Source organism: Komagataeibacter intermedius TF2 (genome assembly GCF_000964425.1).
GTDB classification, from domain to species: domain Bacteria; phylum Pseudomonadota; class Alphaproteobacteria; order Acetobacterales; family Acetobacteraceae; genus Komagataeibacter; species Komagataeibacter intermedius.
Window position 1 is genome coordinate 1 of the sequence record NZ_BANF01000049.1, and the last position, 20,059, is coordinate 20,059.

Consider the following 20,059-nt stretch of genomic DNA (forward strand, 5'->3'; position numbering starts at 1 on the left):
GCAGGGCTTAACCTGAAAGCCCCGTTCCGGGGCCGGGACAACGATACGATCGGGCTGGGCTGGGGCATTGGCCGCGCCAGTTCAGGCCAGCGCCAGTTTGACCGCAACGTGGCCCAGACCGGCACCTACAGCCCGGTGCAGGGCAATGAAAACCACCTTGAACTGACCTATCAGGCGCAGGTCACGCCGTGGCTGGTGATGCAGCCCGACTTCCAGTACGTCTGGCATCCCTCTGGCGGGGTGGCAGACTGGACCGGTTACCGCCGCGTGGGCAACGAGGCCATTTTCGGCCTGCACAGCAGCATTACATTCTGAAAACCCAGCCCACGCCAGCAGCAGCCCGGCATCGGCAGGCCCACACGCCAGCCGGTTACGTGCCTGCCGCCCGGCATGGGCCACGTCGCCCAACGGACACGATCGGGGATTTTCATAAATATTACTTATTAAAATATCACAACAAACGATTGGACCGGCCCGCCCCCTCCACCCCATGGTCCGCCACGGCGTGACCCACAGGTCACGTACATCCTGACCATGATGTAAGGGCTGAAGAATAATGGGGGCACGGACCGCAACTTTACCCCTGGCCGAACGCATTACCAGCGTGCTGCTTCATCCTGTAAGGCGCGTGTCCTGGATTTATGCGCCAACCCTGCCGGACCTGGCATTCGCGGTCCGCACGTCGTTTGCGGCCATCATCTCGCTATTGATCGCGATGTGGATGGAACTGGACAGCCCGCAATGGGCGCCCCTGACGGTGTGGGTCGTGGCGCAATCCTCTCGCGGGGAAAGCCTGTCCAAGGCGCGGTGGCGGATTTTCGGCACCTTGGTGGGCGGTGTCGCGGCCATTACGCTCATGGCGGCGTTTCCGCAGGCACCGGCGCTGTTTTTCACCTGTCTGTCCCTGTGGATCGGGCTGTGCTGCGCGCTGGCAACGCTGCTGGACCAGTACCGGGCCTACGGGCTGGTGCTGACGGGGTTTACATCCGCCATCATCGCCACGGGGGCCATCACGCAGCCCGATGATGTCTTTGCCATAAGCGTCGCCCGCACCAGCTACATCATACTGGGCGTATTGTGTGAAGCTGTTCTGGCGGTCGTATTCATGCCGCGCATGGTGGAACATGCGCGCCAGCAACTGCTGGACCGGCTGGCGGATACATTCCACGCCACATGCGCCAACATTATCCAGCAGCTCTGCACACCCGCAGGTCCGGAACAGCAGGCCATTACCGGTTCCCTGCTGAAACGGATCGTCACCTTCAGCGGACAGATCGAATTCAGCGCGCTGGAACTGGGGCCACGCAACCATGTGGGCGACCATGCCCGACGCGCGCTGGCGGGCATGCTGGTCATGCTGGCGCAGGCACGCGCACTGCAGATCCTGCACCCCCGCATGACCGCGCCGCCACGCATGGATGATATGCCGCCCGAACACGCACTTGCGGCATGGCTGCAGCAGAATACGCCAGATCCCGCCACCGATACGGTGGACAGCTCGGAATGGCGGCCGGTGACCACGGCGCTCGTGTCCGAAGCTGCGCGGGTCCGCAGCGAAATGACCGCCTGCGCCACCACCCCGCGTGGGGACCACTTCCGTTTCAGCCTGACATCGCGCCGCCATATGCATGAAGCCGTGAACAATGGCATCCGCGCGGCAGCGGCCATCATGGGGGCATGCATGGTGTGGGAAATCACCGCATGGCACCATGGGCCTGCTTTCATTTCCTTTGTCGCCCTGATCTATGGCCTGATGGCGACACGGGAGAACCCGCTGGTTGCCACCACCCCCTTCCTGAAAGGGGGATTGTGGTGCGCGGCGGTGGCGTCGGTCCTGGCGCTGTGGATCATTCCCGCCATTACCGCGCCGGAAATCCTGCTGGCCGCCCTGCTGGTGCCCATGACGGTTGGCGGGCTTGCGGCCCGTAAGCCACAGCTGGCGGGATATGCCTTTTCCTTCAATATGTTCCTGCCTGTGCTGATTGGCCCGATCAACCAGGGACGGTTTGATGAAGTGTCTTTTTTCAACAATACCATGGCATTTCTGGCCAGCATCATTTTCGTGCTGCTGACCTACCGGCTGGTTGTGCCCTTCCGCATGGATGTCCATATCCGCCGGACGGAAGCCTGGGTCGACCAGCGCCTGCGGCACCTTGGCCGGGTCGGGACGCGTACTGACGCCACAACATGGCTGGCCGCCTGCGCCGCCAGCCTTGTACGCATCCTGTTTCAGGCCAATGCCCTGCCGCCACCTGTGCTGGGTGCTTGCGTGGCGCGGCAGATCATGTCCATGACTGTTGGCATCTATATCATCCGCCTGCGTGAACTGGTCCGCGGGGACCACCTGTCCCCACGTGCCGGGCGGATCGTCGGCCTGTTTCTGGCCCGCTGGGACCGTGGACAGGCAGCCGCCATGACACCATATGTACTTGCATGGACCCGGCATGAGCTGGCGCGCGTTACGACACCGCAGGCAAGGCAGCAGATGGCGGAAGTTCTGGCCTGCCTACGGATCATTACCGCGGGCCTGCACGAAAATCCGGACATCACGACCCAGAAGGTGACAAAGTATGTCGTATCGGATATGTCGTGAATATCAGACCTACTTATCAGCAAAAAGGATGATGTTAATGCGTAAGATCGCTCTTCTGGGCGCAGTTGCCGCCATGGCATGCGCCACTGCCGCCCATGCCGAACCCGGTGGCTGCCTGAAATACGGCGCCGTGGGGGCCGTGGGTGGCCATGTTGCCAATCACCACACCGTACTGGGCGCCGCCGCCGGTTGCGTAACGGGCATGTACAAGCGCCACGAATACCGCAAGGAAGCCAGGGCGAAGGCCGCCCTGTATGATCAGGAACACCCTGGCGCCAAGGGCAATTATGAAGCAAAGGCAACGGCGTACGACGTTGAACATTCGACCACGCCCGGCAAGATGACGCCCGATGCGGCATCCGGCACGGCCCCGGCTGCAACCCCGGCCGCACAGTAACCACAACCCCGCAGGCAGGCGGTCATGCCGGTTGCCTGCGGTTGCCCATCGGGATGAAAACGGGCATTCTGGCCCCAAGGTCACGGTTACGTGATGTTTCCTTTCCGATAATCAGGTTCAGGGCAGACATGCGTGCACTTTCTTTCCTGCTTCGTGCGACGGCTGCGCTCGTCCTGACCGGGGCCCTTGCATGGTGGCTGGCCGGATCCTTTTTCCATATTCCGGTCATAGGCGTCGGCCTTGCGGTGGAAGCCGTGATATTCTGGGTCTGCGGTCTTTTATATACCGAGGATTACCCCCATCACATGGCAACCTTTGCCGGAATGACCGTCATATTCGGGTTGCTGAGCATTGCGGTCATGCTGCCTTTCGCCCGGCAGTTTGTCATGCTGCATGGCACATGATGCGGCGGAATAGAACATATCATAAACAATATTTTTTCTTCGTTTATATGTTTTTGGGAAAACTATTATCCAGAAGTGAAGTTAATGAGCTGTGGATCTCGTGACACCACAACGTCTCCCAATCCCTAAACTCGGCGTCCCGCTTCGGCGGGGCGTCCTTTTTTTGTACGGTCACGGTCATTCCGGCAGAAGGTTGTCTGTAGTCAGCAATGCGATAGAGTCCCCCCCTGCAGGTTTTCCCCGGGAACGGAATACATCAGGACATCGCCCATGAAAAAAAGACTTCTTGCCGCAATGCTCTGCCTTTCCATCCCTGCGGAAGCAGCAGTCGCCGCAGATGGCACGGCCCTGTTCCAGTCAAACTGCAGCATGTGTCATCAGCCCAATGGGCAGGGTGTACCCGGACAGTTCCCGGCGCTGGCCGGACGCGTGGGAAAGATCGCCAGCACACCCGAAGGCAGGCAGTATGTCGTTGCCGTCGCGCTGAACGGCATCATGGGGGCCATCACGATACAGGGCAACAGTTATGCCGGGTTCATGCCCCCTTTCAAGATGCTGGCGGATGATCAGGTCGTCGCCATCCTGAACCATGTCGCAGGCCTGCCGGACGGGCCGGATGCAACCATCTTTACCGTGCAGGACGTTACCGCGGCACGGGCGAAATCCATCGCGCCATCCGCCATGGTGGAAAAACGCAAGGCACTTGACGCACTGCATCCGCTGCCCTGATGGCATCATGGCAGGAAACCGTCTTTCCGGCATTGAAACATGTATCCGGACAATACCATCCCTGCATAAACGCCGAACAGCCACACCAACACATAAATAAAAACGAATCATGACAGAGCCACCAAAGCTTATCCATCCCGTAGATAGAACAGATACCATTTTGATGTGACAATATATATGTCCGCATTCAGTCCATAGCTGCCTCCAAAAAGCATATTTCATTATTTATCATGTAATGAACATTACTTGTCTTATTGAAAATAGGACGTATTCCGAGCCTGGGAATATGCAATATGGACAGGCGCCTATCTCTTATTTCATATCTTCATCCCCTTCCGGGAACCTCGGCTGTGGCCATGCATTGGCGTGATGTCGTGTACGGCAAGGGTAAGGCATATTTTAATATCCCGGCCCGCATGACGGTGACATGGTTTGTCATATTCATCCGGTGTGGAATGGAAAACCAGCATGATACACAACAACGCAGACGCCAATCCCGCCCCGCTGGGGCTTGTGGGGTTTGGCATGAGTACCGTCCTGCTTAACCTGCACAATGCCCAGATCGTGCCGATGGGTTCCGCCATCATGGCGACAGGGCTGGTTTTTGGCGGGCTGACGCAGTTCATCGCGGGGGTGATGGAATATGGCAACCGCAATACTTTTGGCATGACGGCCTTCATGGCCTACGGGGCGTTCTGGATATCTCTGGCCATGCTGCTGTTCCTGCCGCAATGGGGACTGATGCCCGCTTCATCCCCTGCCCTGATGGGCGGTTACCTGTGGCTGTGGGCATTGTTCACGGCCATCATGGCGGTGGGTTCGCTGGCGGCATCGCGCATGCATCAGGTCGTGTTTTTCAGCCTGACGCTGCTGTTTGTCCTGCTTGGCTGTGCTGCGGTATCAGGTCGGCCCATGCTGGATGTCATCGCAGGATATGAAGGACTTCTGTGCGGTTTCAGCGCCATTTATCTGGCCGCCAGCGAAATCCTTGCAGCCCAGTTCGGTCACGCCGTCCTGCCGGTAGGCTGGCCCCGCACCGCAGGTGAAACCCCACGCAAGGATGATCTGGTCCTGCATATTTCCTGATCAGGGCGGACCGGATGCTTCCTGTGCAGATGGCGCGTGCCTTTTGCCCACGCGCCATCCCGGTCCGTTCCTGGTCCAGCAACCACTGCTTGCGCCTGACACCCCAGCGATAGCCAGACAGGCTGCCATCACGCCGTATGACACGGTGACAGGGAATGACAACCGCCAGCGGGTTCGCGGCACATGCCCCGGCTACGGCACGCACGGCCCCTGAGCTGCCAATACGCGCCGCCAGTTCCGTATAGGTTGCCGTCCCGCCACATGGAATGGTGCGCAGGGCCTGCCAGACCTGCTTCTGGAATGGGGTACCCTGTATATCCAATGGCAGGCCAAACGTTGCCCAAGGCGTTTCAATGCATGCGCGCACGGCGGCCAGCACGCGCTCCGCCTGCGCCTTTCCTGCGGGAACGGCTCCCGGGAAACGGCTCAGGGCTGCCTCATGAAGGGCAGCGGGGTCATCGCCCAGCATGATGGCCGCAACACCGCCATCCCCGAATACCACCTGCACTGCCCCAGGCACGGACAGTCCCATGACAAGACGGGTACCAGAAACAGCAGACGATACGGATGTCATGGTCGGACATTCCCTGTGGCTACACGTTTCTATCCCATGCGCCTGCGGGAATACAGCCGGGTTCACGTTCAGGATGGTGGGGAAAACGATCTGTGACAGACCGGCTTCTTATCCACCCCCCCCTGATGTATCCGGTCAGTTGAAACAGCTTTCGGGTGATACCTTGCTGAAAAAAAGATGGCACCCGAAACCCCTTATTCAGGCCATTAACGCAGGATACCGGTATGCCCGATGGAATACCGCCCCGGCTGCGGCCACACGGTCAGGCCATGCGGTTCCTGCCCGACGGGGATCTTGCGGGTCGCCCCCGTCGTGGTATCGATGGCATAGACCACGTCATCAAACCGCCCGGACAGCCACAGCGTCCCGCCGTCATTGCTGACATTACCCATGTCGGGGCTGCCACCGCCGGGAATGGGCCAGTTGGCCACCACCCTGTCGGTGGCGAAGTCAATCACGCTGACCCCGCCGGCCTTGCCATGCGGCGGCCCGTGGATCTTGTGCGATCCGCGGTTGGCCACATACATTCTGGTGCCATCGCGGCTGGGATACAGGCCGTGCGTGCCGACACCGGTGGGGATGAATCCCGTCTCACGGAAGGTGTCACCGTCGATCACGAACACCCCGTCCGCATGCATGTCCGCCACGTAGAATTTGTGGCCGTCCGGCGCGGTCAGGATGTCCTGTGGCATACCGCCGCCCGACAGCTTCAGATAGCCCATGACCGTGCGGTTGACGGTATCGACCTTGGCCAGGTAGCCGCCGAATTCACAGGTGAAAATGGCATAGCGTCCGTCAATCGAAAAATCGGCGTGGTTGACCCCCTTGCACTGCGGAACAGAGACCGAACCCTGCATTTCCATTGTATGCGGGTCACGGAAATCCAGCCGTTCACGCGCCTCGGCAACCGTAATGGCGGATTTGCCGTCGGGGGTGAAATACATGTTGTACGGATCATCCACCGCCACATTGGGCAACGGCTGCGTGGTGCGCGGGTCGATGGGCGTCAGGCTGCCATTGGTCGTGCCTTCGGCATTGTTCGTGACCCACAGGGTACGCAGGTCCCATGACGGCACGACATGCTGTGGGCTTTTGCCAACCTTGAAGCGTGCGACGACCTTGTACGTCTGCGGGTCGATCACATACACATTGTTCGACCGCAGGTTGGGCACATAGATACGCGGCGGGTCCTGTGCGACTTCGGGATTCAGGTTCCCGGCCCGCGTTTCGGTATAGATGTTTTTCGGGTCCACCACGGGTGGCATTCCGGGAATGGTGTCCACGGCCTGCGCAAGCGCACTGCCACCCAGCAGCAGAAACGTGCCCAGTCCCAGAACCGGCAGTTTTTTCTTTTGTATCATAGTGTGATCCTGTTCCTTGCGGCCCCTATAGCACGCCGTGCCGACGGTGCAATCAGTGCGAATTCTGTCCTGTTGGGTCGTGTTGCATGGCCGCCACGGCCGCCGCCACCTGCATGTCGGCCCCCACCTGCCCCAGCGCCGCGCTGGCCTGCCGGGGGTCGCCGCCATACATGCCCTGCGCCGGGGTGGGCATGCCCGCCGCCCGCAGGGCCTGCGTGCGCACAAGGGCAGGGTCCAGCGCCAGCATGAGCGACGTATCGGACAGGTCGGCATGCATGCCCACTTCCGCCGCATGCCCGTGCTGGCGCAGCCAGGTGGAATAGGCCCCCGGCACCACGTCATAATAATGCGCGACATACAGCACGTGCGCGCCCTGCGGCATCCAGCGCCGGTTGAGCGTATCCGCCACGGCGCGCAGGTCCTTCTGATAGCCGCCATGGTCGCCAATCAGCACCACGCGACGAAAGCCCTGCACCCGAAAGCTTTCCGCCGCATCCGACAGCAGGGCCCGGAAAGTTGCGGGCGTAATGCTGATCGTGCCGGGAAAGCGCATGTGCGACGTGCGCGGCGACGTGCCGCCTTCGGGCACATACGCCACCACCGGCGCGACAAGGGCATGGCCCGCGGTCCGGGCAATACGGCGCGCAAGGATCATGGCGCGGATGTCGTGCTTGCCCACCGCGATGTAGGGGCCACTCTGTTCCGTGCCGCCAACGGGAATGATGATTGTGGTGTCGCCCGCCTGGATGGCGGCGCGGATTTCCGTCCATGTCAGATCGGCAAAATCAACCGTATCCGGCGTGGCCGCCCGCGCGGGCGATCCCGCCAGCGCCAGCGCCAGCGCCAGCCCGGACAGGAAACCAGAAAACATACGCATGAACGGCAGCACTCCCCCAACGCGTGATCCATGCCGCCCCTGTGCCCTGTCCCCGCGCCGTTGGCAACTGTCATGCCGCACGGGAATGGAACCCTGTCCGGCCCGGCCCGTTGGACACGTCGAATCTTCCCTTACGCCTGTCTGTTCCTTCAACCTGCACGGACCCGCACGCCATCATGAAAAAGACATTACATACTCCCTCCCCCTCCACCACATATACCGGATCTGGTGGTGAAACCCACCAGACTGCGGGCGGCGATACCCCTGTCATGACCACCCAGCAGGGTGTCGCGGTATCGGATGACCAGAACACCCTGCGCGCGGGCGCCAATGGGCCGGCGCTGATGGAGGATTTCCATTTCCGGGAAAAAATCTTCCATTTCGACCATGAACGCATACCCGAACGCGTGGTCCATGCCCGGGGCTATGGCGCCCATGGGTATTTTGAACTGACCGACAGTCTGGCCGATGTGTGCAAGGCCGATATCTTCCGCAACGTAGGTGAACGCACGCCGGCTTTCGTCCGGTTTTCCACGGTGGCGGGGAACAAGGGATCGGCAGACGTGGTGCGCGACGTGCGCGGGTTTGCCGTCAAGCTTTATACCAAGCAGGGCAACTGGGACCTGGTGGGCAACAACATCCCCGTCTTTTTCATACAGGACGCCATCAAATTCCCCGATTTCGTCCATGCGGCCAAGCAGGCACCCGACCGCGACTTTCCGCAGGCACAGACCGCGCATGACAATTTCTGGGATTTCGTATCGCTATCGCCCGAAGCCACCCACATGGTCTGCTGGGCCATGTCCGACCGCGCCATTCCACGTTCCTTCCGCTTCATGGAAGGGTTCGGGGTGCATACCTTCCGGCTGATTGATGACGAAGGGCGCTCGACCTACGTCAAATTCCACTGGAAGCCGAAGCTGGGCCTGCAGTCCGTCGTGTGGAACGAGGCGCTCAAGATCAACGGCGCCGACCCCGATTTCCACCGCCGCGACCTGTGGCAGTCCATCACCAGCGGTAATTTCCCGGAATGGGAACTGGGCGTACAGCTGTTTGATGACGAGTTTGCCGACAGCTTCCCCTTCGATATTCTCGACCCTACCAAGCTGATCCCGGAGGAACTGGTACCCGTCCGCCGCGTGGGGCGTCTGGTGCTTGATCGCATGCCGGACAATTTCTTTGCCGAAACCGAGCAGGTGGCCTTCTGCACCCAGAATGTCGTGCCCGGCATCGACTTCACCAACGATCCACTGCTGCAGGGGCGTAATTTCTCCTATCTTGATACCCAGACCAAGCGCCTTGGCGGCCCCAACTTCACGCATATCCCCATAAACGCGCCCAAATGTCCGTTCCACAATTTCCAGCAGGACGGGCACATGGCCATGCACAACCCGAAGGGCCGGGCCAATTACGAACCCAATTCGTGGTCCCAGCCCGCCGGTGGCCCGCGTGAAAGCGCAGATGGATACCGGTCTTACCCTGATACCGTGTCGGGCCAGAAGGTGCGCCAGCGTTCCGAAAGCTTTGCCGACCATTACAGCCAGGCCCGGCAGTTCTTCATCAGCCAGACCCCGGTGGAACAGACGCATATGCGTGATGCATTCGTCTTTGAACTGAGCAAGGTGGAAACCCCCGCCATCCGCGCGCGCATGGTCAGCCACCTGCTGCATGTGGACCGTGGGCTGGCCGAAGGGGTGGCGAAGGGACTGGGCCTGTCGCCCCTGCCCGCGCCCGCCACGGCGGCGCGGCCCGTGGTCGAGGGACTGCCACCATCGCCTGCGCTGAGCATCCTGAAAAACGGACCGGACAGCTTTACCGGCCGCAAGCTGGGCATTGTCGTCACGAACGGGGTGGACGCGACCCTGCTGGCCGCCCTGCGTGATGCCGCCGAAAATGCGGATGCCACGGTCGAACTGATCGCGCCCACCGTGGGCGGCCTGAAGGACAGTGCGGGCCACGACCTGACCGCGCAGCAGAAAATCAACGGCGGCCCTTCCGTGCTGTATGACGCCGTCGCCCTGCTGCCTACGGTTGAAGGGGCAAATGCCCTGCGTCACGAAGCCACCATGCGCGACTTCATTTCCGACGCCTTCGCCCATGCCAAGTTCATTGCGCATAATGATGCCGCCGAAATCGTGCTGGCCGCGGCAGGGCTGCATCCCAAGGCACGCGACAGCGGCGTGATCGCCGTGCACAGCGCGCAGGACGCCGCCCGTTTCATCCAGACCTGCGGGGCGCTGCGCCTGTGGGAACGCGAGGGCCACGTTCACGCCGTCTGACCCCTTGCACCCGGCTGCCTCCCACCCCCACAATAAGGGGGCAGCCGGACAGGATGGCCCGGCACCAGGACAGGCAGGAAGCACCCCATGACCACCGATACCCCGCAGGCTCACCGGCCCCATGTTTCCATCGTGTACTGCACGCGGTGCAACTGGCTGCTGCGGGCGGGATGGATGGCGCAGGAACTGCTGTCCACCTTTGGCGAGGATCTGGGCAGTGTCACCCTGATCCCCGGCAGCGGCGGCCATTTTGAAATCACGGTTGACGGCCACACCATATGGGAACGCAGGCGCGACGGCGGTTTCCCGGGACCGAAGGACCTGAAACAGCGCGTGCGTGACATCATTGCCCCCGACCGGGACATGGGTCATATCGACCGTGAAAAAACAGTGCCGCACGACCCGCCCGGCACATTGTAACGCCCCCCTGCCCACCCCATACTAACGGGTATGATCACATCATATGCCCCCACCGCCGCACATGCCGCAGGCAGCCATGACATCCGTCAGGAAGTGGCGCGCCTGCGCAGGCTGGCGATGCTGCTGGACGCGGCCTTCCGCATTCCCGGCACGAAGGCGCGCTGGGGACTGGATACGCTGATCGGGCTTCTGCCCATGGGCGGGACGGCGCTTATGCTCCTGCCCTCGCTTTACATCGTATGGAAAAGCTGGCGCATGGGGGTGGGCCGCCCCACCCTTGCACGCATGCTGGCCAATGTCGCGGTCGAAGCCGTTGCCGATCTTGTGCCTGTGCTGGGCGATGTGTTTGACACCGCCTTCAAGGCGGACCTGCGCAATGTCGCCCTGCTGGAACAGCATTTCGGCCTGACCACGCCCGACATGCCGTGACCATGGCGGGGGGCCTCGCCCCTTGCGCGGCAGGTCCGATATAAGACACAACATGGCATGATCCGTTTTCTTCCGCTCCATATCCCTGCCCCTTATGTCCGGCACGCCTGACCATACGCTGGCGCTTGCGCTGGACCTGCTGCGTCGGGGGCAGTTTGCCCATGCCCGGTCCATTCTGGAGGACTGCCGCCCCTCCCCGCGTGTTGAAATCCTGCTGGCGCATGCCCACGCAGGCTGCAACCGCGTGCAGGAAGCCGCCCGCCTGCTGTGCCGTCAGGCCGTGGCCAATCCCGGCGCGCGCCATCCGGCGCACGATATGCTGGGCCTGCTGCTGCCGCATGACCGGGTGGAAGAAGCCGAAGCAGTGTTACGCGCCGTCCGCCAGCGCGCGCGACAGGACATCCGCACCCATGACATGCTGGGGGAACTGCTGCTGCAACGCGGCCGGACGGCGGAAGCGCAGGAAGTCCTGGCCGAGGGGCTGGCCCTGTCGCCCGCGCAGCTGAGCACCGGCAACCTCATGGCCGTCTGCCTTATGGAACAGGGGGAATTCGCGGCCGCGCATGACCTGCTGCACTATATCGTGCAGCACCATCCCGACAGCGCCATGACACAGGCCAACCTTGCCCACCTGCTGGGGGCGTGGAACAGGCTGGACGCGGCGCTGGCGGCCCATTCCCGTGCGCTGGCGCTGCGCCCCGATGATGCGCGCCTGCGCATGAACCATGCGCTGGCGCTGCTGAAAAGCGGGCGCATGGGTGAAGGCTGGGCTGAATATGAATGGCGGCGGAAAATGCCCGGCCGCCAGCGCCTGCCTGAACAGCGCATGCTGCCTGTCCTGCCGCCGGATGCCGACCTGCGGGGCAGATCCATCCTGATCACCCGCGAAGGCGGACTGGGGGACATGCTGATGATGCTGCGCTTCGTGCCCGTTCTGGTGGGCATGGGCGCGCGGATCAGCATTCAGGCCCCCGATACGCTGCATGGCCTGATCCGGCGCATGGGCAGCATCCGGCGCGTATTCAGCGAACGGATCTCCCTGCCGCCGCATGACTGGCACTGCCCCTTCCTCAGCCTGCCGCATGTCCTGCGCAACACGCCCGGCCATGCAGGGGCCAGCGTGCCCTACCTGCACGCCAGCGCGGAACTGGTACGGCAATGGGCGCCATTCCTGCCCATGGGCACGGACCTGCGCGTGGGGCTGGTGTGGGGTGGGGCCAGTCGGCCTGACATTCCGGCAGCCCATGCCATGGACCGTCGGCGGTCGATCCCGCTGCGGAAATTCGCGCCGTTGGCCGGGATGGCCGGGATCAGTCTGGTCAGCCTGCAGAAAGGCACATATGCCCGGCAGATGCACGACATGCCCGCGGGCATGCGCCTGTATGACCCGATGGAAAGCGTGCGCGACATGGACGATACGGCCGCGCTGATCGCGGGGCTGGATGTGGTTGTGTCGGTTGATACGTCGGTGGCCCATCTGGCCGGGGCGATGGGGTGTCCCGTTATCCTGCTGGACCGGTTCGATAACTGCTGGCGCTGGCTTTCAGGCCGGACGGACAGTCCGTGGTACCCCACGCTGCGCATCATACGACAGATCCACAGCGGGAAGTGGGATGACGTGATCCATCGCCTGTGCAGCATGCTGTCCAAGCGCGACTTCCCTGCCGCGTGCCGGAATGATGCCCGCGACCAGCCATAAATACCGCCTTTACCTTTTGTCGTTTCCATCATCTGTCGATGCCGGAAGTTTTTGACGAAGATTTTTAAAAAAGGCGGCAGCAGGACACGTCGCCTGTCTGAAAAAAGCGGCGCGTGTCCCCTGCCCGGTCCGGGCCAGCGGAAGCGGGTCAGCCCTGATACACACGCCCCGGCGGCAGCAATTTGCCGGGATTGAGGATGTGATGCGGGTCCATGGTGTTCTTCAGCGCGCGCATGACACTCAGTGTGCCTTCGCCATGTTCGGTTTCCAGAAATTCCAGCTTGCCCATGCCCACGCCATGTTCCCCGCTGCATGACCCACCCAGCGCCAGCGCACGGGACACGATTTTCCGGTCCAGATCAAGCGCACGCGCGTAACCGTGGGGCGTATGGTCGGTAATGATCAGGGCATGGAAATTCCCGTCCCCCACATGACCCAGCAGCGGCACACGCAGGCCGGAACGGGCAATGTCTTCCCGCACGCCAGCGATCAGTTCCCCCAGACGGGAAATGGGCACGATACAGTCTGTGGAAATGACACGCGCGGTTGGTTCGATCGCCCTGGCTGCCCAGAATGCGTCATGCCGTGCCTTCCACAGCCGCGTACGGTCTTCCGCCGTCTCGGCCCAGGCAAAGGACAGGCCGTTATTGGACAGGGCGATCGCCTCGGTCTGGGTTACCTGTTCCGCCACCGCCGCGGGCGCCCCCGCGAATTCAAAGAACAGGGTCGTCAGCGGTTCATACCCCGTCAGGCCGGAATAGCGGATGGATGCCGCCATCTGCACGTCATCCAGCAGTTCAACGCGGCTTATGGGAATACCGCACTGGATGATTTCAATGGCGGTCTGTATGGCGTCATTCAGATCAGCAAACTGGCACACGGCTGCGGAAATGGTCTCGGGCCGTCCGTGCAGGCGCAACTGCACTTCGGTCACGATCCCCAGCGTGCCTTCCGATCCGACGAACAGGGACGTCAGGTCATATCCGGTGGAGGACTTGCGCACGCGGCCACCCGTGCGGATGACCTCCCCCGTTGCCAGCACGACCGTCAACCCGAGGACATTTTCCTTCATCGTGCCATAGCGTACCGCCGCCGTGCCCGATGCACGGGTTGCGCACATGCCACCCAGCGTGGCTTCCCCGCCGGGGTCAACCGGGAAGAACAGGCCCGTATCGCGGATCTGCGCATTCAGGGCCTGACGGGTCAGGCCCGCCTGCACGCGGCAGTCCAGATCTTCCGCGTTCACTTCCACGATGTCCGTCATGGCCGACAGGTCAAGGCTTATGGCGAAATCCGCCGGGGTCACGTGTCCTTCCACCGATGTCCCGGCCCCGAAGGCCACGACAGGCACCCGATGGGCATGGCAGGCCTGCAGGACAGTGGCGACATCATCCGTCGCTTCGGCGAAGACCACGGCGCCGGGCAGGTTCGCGGCATCCATGGCTTCGCCATGGCTGTGGGCTTCCAGCACCGAGGGAGAGGTACTGATCCGGGGCGCCATGCCATTTTCGCGCAATGTGGACAGGACACTGGCAAGACGGTCGGCTGGGGAAGAAAGGTAATCAGTCATTCAAGGAACCATCCGGGCAGAAAGCAGCAAAACGCCATTGTAACAACACCGACGCCAATGACCATGCCAGCCACTGCGTCCCCGCCACATGCCCCACATGACATGAACGGACGCCCCTCCACGCCCCGGCCGACCGGCAGGACTGGCCTGTGGAAAGATGAACGCCATCTCCTGAACGTGGCACAGGGCCGTAATCTCTGTCCCTTACCCCGGAGAGTCAGCATCAGGCCGCCAGAGATCGCACCATACCCCCGGAAGACGGACAAGGGTCAGGGCACAAACGGCTGCTACTATCTGCTAAGGGTCGCGTTTGTCCGCAGCATGAAGTCCAGGAGCGACATATTCGTCAGATCCATGATCCTGACCGGATTCCTGTTATCGGTTTTCAGGGTGAAAGCCGACGCCTGACTGCTCTGTAACAGGGCGAACATATGGGCCTGCTCATCAGACAGGCCTTTGCTGCGGGCCATTTCTTCCTGTCGCGTCTGTTCACGCGCCATAGCGGCCTGTGCTGTCGCATCTGGCGGCAATGGGGTATCGGGCAGTTCCCTGCCGCGTCTGGTCAGGTCCGTCATGTCCAGCGTGAACTCGGTATTCTGCAGCGTAATACGATACACGTCCTGCAGCGCGTTAATCAGCATGATGGGGTTGCCGTGGTGCATATTGCGATTAAGCATGGACACCAGTGAAGGATCCAGCAGAGCGGGTGAGACCTGCCCGAGGTCGGCACTGACCGTCCAGCTTCCACATCCATCCAGTGCGCCACTGGTGCGCACGGTCATCTCGGACTGACGATCACGCAGGCTGTATGCCATATCCATGGTGCCGGTCACGGTGTTATAGCCAAGCCGGGCCAGACTGCGGATCAAATCGCCTGCCGGCCCCGTTGCATCACCATGGGTCACCATCTTGCTGACAGGGATTTCCATGCCCTTTGCCTGAATGTCGATATGATAGGGAACAGGGTGGGCCTTATCGATATTGGACAGGTTCACGCTTGCGATGTGGATATCGACATCGGGGCTGACATGCCATTTCACACCGTAAATTGACACGTTGCCCAATGGGGAAGCACTGACGTCATCATACTGCACCGTGCCCAGCAGGCTGGCGGACTGCAGGGCGTCATGCACGGCCGTCCGTGCCTTTTCCGATGCAAAATGATGGGCCATCCCCCAGCCCGCCATCAGCAGCCCCACGCAGCCACCACACCCCGCCAGAAGCCAGTTCCGGTATTTCTGGACAAATGAACGGCGGCTTTCCGCATCGCCCAGTTCCTGCGCGGCCTTATGACCCAGTTCATGCGCGGTCCTGTTGATATAGGCCGTGGCGCTGCGCCGGGCAGCCTGAACCCTGGGCGCCTGATGGGCGACGAAGCTGGATGTCCGCCCTGAAATTTCCCTGAGGTTCCTGTTAAGCTGCTGGCCAAGCTGTTCGAGTGTTTCGTCCGCTTTGCTGCCATCCCCCGCAATGAACCCGGAGGCAGCGGCAATTCCCCCTTTCGCCAGGCTGTCACCAGCTGGAAGAAGGGGACTGTTCGGCGGCAGCAGCACACTGAGTGGCGGCAGCAGCATGGTGGAATCAGGCGCCGCGGCGCCAGACGGGGTATGTGTGCCGGGGGTCTGCATTACCGTCGTCCTACTTTTTTCTGCTCAGGCGCGCTTTTGCGTGTTTTCACGCTGCCAGGCCAGTTCATCGCGGATCATGAACACGACCAGCACCGTCTCGCATCCGATACGCGTCATGATGATGGACAGGACTGTAATAATAAGGGCCCCGATCCCCCCCACGATCAGGCCGCCAAGTGCCGCCAGCGTGGTGGAATGCCCAAGCATCTGTGCTGAATTGATGAACACGCCTAGTATGCCAACGAATGTGCCAAGACCGGACAGCACGCAGACAACCACGCCGATATAATAGAATATCTTCATGAACTGCGGTGTAATAAGCGTATTAAAAGACAGAAGGGTCTTCATTGTATTCAATCCTTGTCAGGAAAATGGAATGAGTTTTCTGGAAATGGTCGATACAGGATGATCAGGGAACAGGCTTGCCCGCAGCCGCCTGGGCTGCGGCAATCTTGCGGTCCGCGATCTGTGTCGCATCCGTGGCATCCGTGCACTGCGGCTGCGTGCAGGCATAGGAATGGACAACGGTCATCTGCGCTGCGGGGAAATCGCCCTGCGTGGGCGTATTCAGCGTGCCGCTGACAAGATACCATCCCGCATCGCCAAACGAGGCCTGCGCGTCCGCCATTGACAGTTCAAGATGCCCGGGCCACGTGGTGGCGACATTCTTCTGTCCCGATCCGGCTGTCTGGACCAAGAAGCTGGCGGGGACCGGCCTGCCGTCACCCTGCAGGGACAGATACCGCGCATTGCGGATATTATCGAGTGAATGGAACAGTTCGAGCGGCTGGTCCACATTGATCCAGTTGGCCATGCGCACGGGTAGCGGGGCATTGGCCAGCTGCCTGATTTCGATATCGCGACGCGCCATCATTTCCTGCCGTCGCTTTGCCGCTGCAATGCGGGCGGCCTGCGCCCGCTGCGCCGCGATCTGCTCAGGTCCGGCCTGGTACAGCAGCGTATGCTCCTGTGCATCACCATAAACACTGTAGCCCTGCAGCGTGGCCGCGAAAGTGGGCTGACCGGGATTGTCCTGCGGGGTTCCGGGGTCTGCTTCCAGCGCCATCACAACCCAGATGCGACGGTTCATCCAGCCATAGTTTTCGCGCTTGCGTTCAAACTCGCGCGCTTCGTCTGTGGACATTGCAAAACCGGTAATGGTGCGCATTTCAGGTGCCCGCAGGGAAATGCTCCATGGCATGTTGCCGGTTGAACACGTGTGCGGCAGGCGCAGGATTTCCCCCTGCATTTCAATAGGGAACTGCCCCGTCTGAAAATCATAATGCCCGAACTCGGTCTGCACACCGGCGTAGATGAGGTTCGGGCCGATGCTGGCGGCCTGCGCCTGCATGTCCTGCGCGGCCTTGGTCAGGACTTCATGCTGGCGGAAATCATCGCTGCCCGCCTGGACCCATTCCGCATGCATATGTTCCTGCGCCCAGCAACGCTGGACATCAGTATTGGCGAAGAACTCCGGGTTGTTCCGGCCAGAAAACAGGATATAGCCCCAGTATCCCTGATCGGTTTCCGGCGGAACGGCGGATACTGCGGGTGCCGGTGCGGGCGCGGGCGCGGGCTGTGGTGCCGGGGTCGTCGCGCCCGTGACAGGCGTGGCGTCAGGCGCGGCAGCCACGAATGGCGGCACATCAGGTGCCGGTGGCGTGGCAGGCGCGGGTGCGGCGGCAGGAACCGCCACCGGGGCAAAGACCCAGCCATTGCTGCGTTCGGCGTGGAAGTGTCCGGTCGTGGTTCCCTCTTCCACGACACTGGCATCCGCGCGTTCCGCCACCGGGCAGGTCTGTTCGAACTCGCGCTTCATTTTATCCAGCAGGGCGATCTGCCCTGCCTGATCGCCCCTGTCCGCGCTATCGCTGTTCAGGACCATTTTCAGGTTCAGGGCAGGCTGGCACCACTGGGCGCCCCCTGCGGCGTAGACAGCAATATGCCGTACGCTGGACCGTGCGATCAGCGCGTCGTCATCGGCCAGACACACTGCGGGCAGCAGCGCCAGAGCCAGCGCCGCCCCGCCCGCAAGACGCTGGCGCAGGGCGGCAGGGCGGCGGACTGACAGGGTCATGCGCGTTTTCCTCACGTCAGTTCAGTTCCCACACGCCCTGACCCGAACGGCAGGCGGTTTCGGTCGCGGTGGATGATTTGCCATTGTCGGTCGCGACGGTTTTCAGATCACGACATGTCACGCTTGCATTGACGGTGGAGGACACGGTCCTGCCGGAGGGGGCAGCCGGGGCCGCATCCAGGTCAAATGCATTCGGGGTAGCGGCATGATGGCTGGCGACCGTAACCGGCTGCAGGGCTGTATCCGTGACATACCCGACTGAACGCCCCTGCTGGGAGACGAGCATCCAGTTCTGTCCGGTCAGCCTGCCCACCACCATGATGGTGGCATGTGCTGGCAGCGTCATGGCAACCGTGGCGGATGTTGAGGGAGAAAGGTAGACCGGCGTGGTGGAGACAGCCTGATAACGCGCGCCAATGGCATGGAGGGCGCCAGGGGCCGCGACATTCGCGTTACGTACGATCCGGATGGATTTTTCTTCCTGCCGCGTATTCGACGCCGTAATGGTGGCACGCATGGTGGAATGATCGGACTGCCAGGTCACGGCATGATTATCGCCCTGCGCGGCAAGAAGCTGCTGCTGCTTGCGCGCCAGCGCCTTGCGATCCATGTTGTCCAGCATGCCGCCAATGCTGGACCCGAACTGTTCGCCACCAATCAGGCTGGCCAGTCCTGCCACCACATGGTTGCGGGTTGAATGAATGCCGGGTTCGGTGCCCGTCTGGGCTGTCTTGCCGGACTGATCCGTCATACACCCCGAAATCGAAACGGAAATGCAGAGAATGGAGACTGTTTTGATTCCAGTCCTGTAAAAATCGCGCATTGTCAATATTGTATCCTGATCTATACATGATCTGAAAAATTTCCGCACCTGATAACGGCTCCATGATGACCCGTCAATGGGAAATTAGACCGGATAGACCAGAATGTTGAATATTTGAATTTCCTGATCTGGCAGATTTTCGGAAAATTATACCAGGAAATTTATTGCGGAATTAACACAATGTTTCCATGTTGAAATTATTATTTTTTTGGAATCACTCCGCAGAATTCAGCCATTTTTATTTACATATTCAATTAATATAAATGAATTATGAATATATCCATTTCGGATCTATCTGTATTCAGACATACGATTCGACGCACGCGTACGCATGACCCTTGTATAACTCGAAGTAAAGCCCCCTTCCCGTCCGGCCCGCGCCGCCGCCATGGTGCGGTCGCGCGCGGGCAAGGCACCTCAGTCGAACGTTTTCCCGCGCGGGCGCACGATCGGCAGGATATTGCCAGTTACGGCATAGTACACGCGCTCTGAAATATTGGTGGCGTGGTCGCCAATGCGCTCAAGGTTCTTGGCGATGAACAGCAGGTGGGCACACGGGCCGATATTGCGGGGGTCTTCCATCATATACGTCACCAGTTCACGGAACAGGGAGACATACAGTTCATCCACCGCCGTGTCCGAATGCCAGACAAGGCGCGCCAGTTCGGGATCCCGCTGGTCCATGGCATCGATGGTGCGCCGCAGGTTTTCCTGCACCAGTCGGCCCATGCTGTGCAGTCCCGTCAGTGAAATGGGGCATGACAGCAGTTCGTTGCGCATGGCCCGGCGTGCGATGGAGGCCGCGCAGTCACCGATGCGTTCAAGATCGCCCGAGATTTTCAGCGCGACCACGACTTCACGCAGGTCGCCCGCCATGGGCGCGCGTAATGCCAGCAGGCGGATGACCAGCGCCTCGGTCTCACGTTCCAGTTCATCAACCTGCGGGTCCATTTCGGGCGCATCAAGGGCTGCGACCTCATCATGTTCGACCACGGCGGTAATGGCCTGCGCCACCTGCCGTTCCACCAGCCCACCCATCTGGTTTACCAGCGAACGGAGCTGCTCCAGTTCCTGCTCATAACTCTGGACCGTATGTACGGATTCATGTGGCAT

General features: G+C 61.2%; 18 protein-coding genes and 1 pseudogene. 10 read left to right on the forward strand and 9 right to left on the reverse strand.

Annotation, left to right across the window (positions count from 1 at the left end; genetic code table 11):
- From B7449_RS08995 to B7449_RS09020, 6 genes are all read left to right on the forward strand, one after another.
- A partial coding sequence (locus B7449_RS08995) for a carbohydrate porin (RefSeq protein ID WP_048883574.1) occupies nt 1–315 on the forward strand: 315 nt, incomplete at its 5' end.
- Between the two features lie 241 nt (nt 316–556).
- Nucleotides 557–2,593: an FUSC family protein gene (locus B7449_RS09000; protein ID WP_039736061.1), complete on the forward strand. Its 2,037-nt coding sequence runs from the start codon at nt 557–559 to the stop codon at nt 2,591–2,593.
- A 37-nt stretch (nt 2,594–2,630) separates the two neighbouring features.
- Nucleotides 2,631–2,990, forward strand: coding sequence for a hypothetical protein (locus B7449_RS09005; RefSeq protein ID WP_039736060.1), 360 nt, complete (start codon nt 2,631–2,633; stop codon nt 2,988–2,990).
- 128 nt (nt 2,991–3,118) lie between these two features.
- Nucleotides 3,119–3,394: a hypothetical protein gene (locus tag B7449_RS09010; RefSeq protein WP_039736059.1), complete on the forward strand. Its 276-nt coding sequence runs from the start codon at nt 3,119–3,121 to the stop codon at nt 3,392–3,394.
- 270 nt (nt 3,395–3,664) lie between these two features.
- Nucleotides 3,665–4,123, forward strand: a complete 459-nt coding sequence (locus B7449_RS09015; protein ID WP_039736058.1) for a c-type cytochrome — start codon at nt 3,665–3,667, stop codon at nt 4,121–4,123.
- Between the two features lie 468 nt (nt 4,124–4,591).
- Nucleotides 4,592–5,209: an acetate uptake transporter gene (locus B7449_RS09020; protein WP_209426717.1), complete on the forward strand. Its 618-nt coding sequence runs from the start codon at nt 4,592–4,594 to the stop codon at nt 5,207–5,209.
- 76 nt (nt 5,210–5,285) lie between these two features.
- Here B7449_RS09020 and B7449_RS22820 read toward each other — a convergent pair.
- The 3 genes and pseudogenes from B7449_RS22820 to B7449_RS09035 all read right to left on the reverse strand — a co-directional run.
- A pseudogene (locus B7449_RS22820) lies at nt 5,286–5,783 on the reverse strand (methylated-DNA--[protein]-cysteine S-methyltransferase); the annotation flags it as partial.
- A 206-nt stretch (nt 5,784–5,989) separates the two neighbouring features.
- A complete protein-coding gene (locus B7449_RS09030; RefSeq protein ID WP_039736056.1) occupies nt 5,990–7,144 on the reverse strand; it encodes a YVTN family beta-propeller repeat protein in 1,155 nt (384 codons plus the stop codon).
- Nucleotides 7,145–7,196: 52 nt separating this feature from the next.
- Nucleotides 7,197–8,021, reverse strand: coding sequence for a creatininase family protein (locus B7449_RS09035; protein WP_039736108.1), 825 nt, complete (start codon nt 8,019–8,021; stop codon nt 7,197–7,199).
- A gap of 176 nt (nt 8,022–8,197) precedes the next feature.
- On the opposite strand from B7449_RS09035, the gene B7449_RS09040 reads away from it, so the two are divergent.
- From B7449_RS09040 to B7449_RS09055, 4 genes are all read left to right on the forward strand, one after another.
- The gene (locus B7449_RS09040; RefSeq protein ID WP_039736055.1) at nt 8,198–10,300 is read left to right on the forward strand and encodes a catalase; all 2,103 of its coding nucleotides are present in this window, start codon (nt 8,198–8,200) and stop codon (nt 10,298–10,300) included.
- 87 nt (nt 10,301–10,387) lie between these two features.
- Complete coding sequence (locus B7449_RS09045) at nt 10,388–10,720, forward strand: SelT/SelW/SelH family protein (RefSeq protein WP_039736054.1); 333 nt, start codon at nt 10,388–10,390, stop codon at nt 10,718–10,720.
- Between the two features lie 30 nt (nt 10,721–10,750).
- A complete protein-coding gene (locus tag B7449_RS09050) occupies nt 10,751–11,149 on the forward strand; it encodes a DUF4112 domain-containing protein (RefSeq protein WP_039736053.1) in 399 nt (132 codons plus the stop codon).
- 94 nt (nt 11,150–11,243) lie between these two features.
- Complete coding sequence (locus B7449_RS09055) at nt 11,244–12,848, forward strand: tetratricopeptide repeat protein (RefSeq protein ID WP_039736052.1); 1,605 nt, start codon at nt 11,244–11,246, stop codon at nt 12,846–12,848.
- Between the two features lie 148 nt (nt 12,849–12,996).
- Here the strand turns inward: B7449_RS09055 and B7449_RS09060 are convergent, their stop codons facing one another.
- From B7449_RS09060 to phoU, 6 genes are all read right to left on the reverse strand, one after another.
- A complete protein-coding gene (locus tag B7449_RS09060; protein WP_039736051.1) occupies nt 12,997–14,418 on the reverse strand; it encodes an FAD-binding oxidoreductase in 1,422 nt (473 codons plus the stop codon).
- Between the two features lie 290 nt (nt 14,419–14,708).
- Nucleotides 14,709–16,046 carry a hypothetical protein gene (locus B7449_RS09065; RefSeq protein WP_039736049.1) on the reverse strand — a complete coding sequence of 446 codons (1,338 nt, stop codon included), beginning with the start codon at nt 16,044–16,046 and terminating at the stop codon, nt 14,709–14,711.
- A 24-nt stretch (nt 16,047–16,070) separates the two neighbouring features.
- Complete coding sequence (locus tag B7449_RS09070) at nt 16,071–16,394, reverse strand: DUF4282 domain-containing protein (RefSeq protein WP_039736048.1); 324 nt, start codon at nt 16,392–16,394, stop codon at nt 16,071–16,073.
- Nucleotides 16,395–16,455: 61 nt separating this feature from the next.
- Nucleotides 16,456–18,123, reverse strand: coding sequence for a DUF4852 domain-containing protein (locus tag B7449_RS09075; protein ID WP_039736047.1), 1,668 nt, complete (start codon nt 18,121–18,123; stop codon nt 16,456–16,458).
- 16 nt (nt 18,124–18,139) lie between these two features.
- A complete protein-coding gene (locus B7449_RS09080) occupies nt 18,140–18,874 on the reverse strand; it encodes a hypothetical protein (protein ID WP_141654824.1) in 735 nt (244 codons plus the stop codon).
- Between the two features lie 489 nt (nt 18,875–19,363).
- Nucleotides 19,364–20,059: a phosphate signaling complex protein PhoU gene (phoU, locus tag B7449_RS09085; protein ID WP_029329775.1), complete on the reverse strand. Its 696-nt coding sequence runs from the start codon at nt 20,057–20,059 to the stop codon at nt 19,364–19,366.

What these genes read in the sequence shown, in the direction of transcription:
- B7449_RS09000 (WP_039736061.1), top strand. Translation starts at nt 557, where the DNA reads ATGGGGGCACGGACCGCAACTTTACCCCTGGCCGAACGCATTACCAGC.
- B7449_RS09005 (WP_039736060.1), top strand. Translation starts at nt 2,631, where the DNA reads ATGCGTAAGATCGCTCTTCTGGGCGCAGTTGCCGCCATGGCATGCGCC.
- B7449_RS09010 (WP_039736059.1), top strand. Translation starts at nt 3,119, where the DNA reads ATGCGTGCACTTTCTTTCCTGCTTCGTGCGACGGCTGCGCTCGTCCTG.
- B7449_RS09015 (WP_039736058.1), top strand. Translation starts at nt 3,665, where the DNA reads ATGAAAAAAAGACTTCTTGCCGCAATGCTCTGCCTTTCCATCCCTGCG.
- B7449_RS09020 (WP_209426717.1), top strand. Translation starts at nt 4,592, where the DNA reads ATGATACACAACAACGCAGACGCCAATCCCGCCCCGCTGGGGCTTGTG.
- B7449_RS09030 (WP_039736056.1), bottom strand. Translation starts at nt 7,144, where the DNA reads ATGATACAAAAGAAAAAACTGCCGGTTCTGGGACTGGGCACGTTTCTG.
- B7449_RS09035 (WP_039736108.1), bottom strand. Translation starts at nt 8,021, where the DNA reads ATGCGTATGTTTTCTGGTTTCCTGTCCGGGCTGGCGCTGGCGCTGGCG.
- B7449_RS09040 (WP_039736055.1), top strand. Translation starts at nt 8,198, where the DNA reads ATGAAAAAGACATTACATACTCCCTCCCCCTCCACCACATATACCGGA.
- B7449_RS09045 (WP_039736054.1), top strand. Translation starts at nt 10,388, where the DNA reads ATGACCACCGATACCCCGCAGGCTCACCGGCCCCATGTTTCCATCGTG.
- B7449_RS09050 (WP_039736053.1), top strand. Translation starts at nt 10,751, where the DNA reads ATGATCACATCATATGCCCCCACCGCCGCACATGCCGCAGGCAGCCAT.
- B7449_RS09055 (WP_039736052.1), top strand. Translation starts at nt 11,244, where the DNA reads ATGTCCGGCACGCCTGACCATACGCTGGCGCTTGCGCTGGACCTGCTG.
- B7449_RS09060 (WP_039736051.1), bottom strand. Translation starts at nt 14,418, where the DNA reads ATGACTGATTACCTTTCTTCCCCAGCCGACCGTCTTGCCAGTGTCCTG.
- B7449_RS09065 (WP_039736049.1), bottom strand. Translation starts at nt 16,046, where the DNA reads ATGCAGACCCCCGGCACACATACCCCGTCTGGCGCCGCGGCGCCTGAT.
- B7449_RS09070 (WP_039736048.1), bottom strand. Translation starts at nt 16,394, where the DNA reads ATGAAGACCCTTCTGTCTTTTAATACGCTTATTACACCGCAGTTCATG.
- B7449_RS09075 (WP_039736047.1), bottom strand. Translation starts at nt 18,123, where the DNA reads ATGACCCTGTCAGTCCGCCGCCCTGCCGCCCTGCGCCAGCGTCTTGCG.
- B7449_RS09080 (WP_141654824.1), bottom strand. Translation starts at nt 18,874, where the DNA reads ATGACGGATCAGTCCGGCAAGACAGCCCAGACGGGCACCGAACCCGGC.
- phoU (WP_029329775.1), bottom strand. Translation starts at nt 20,059, where the DNA reads ATGCCACATGAATCCGTACATACGGTCCAGAGTTATGAGCAGGAACTG.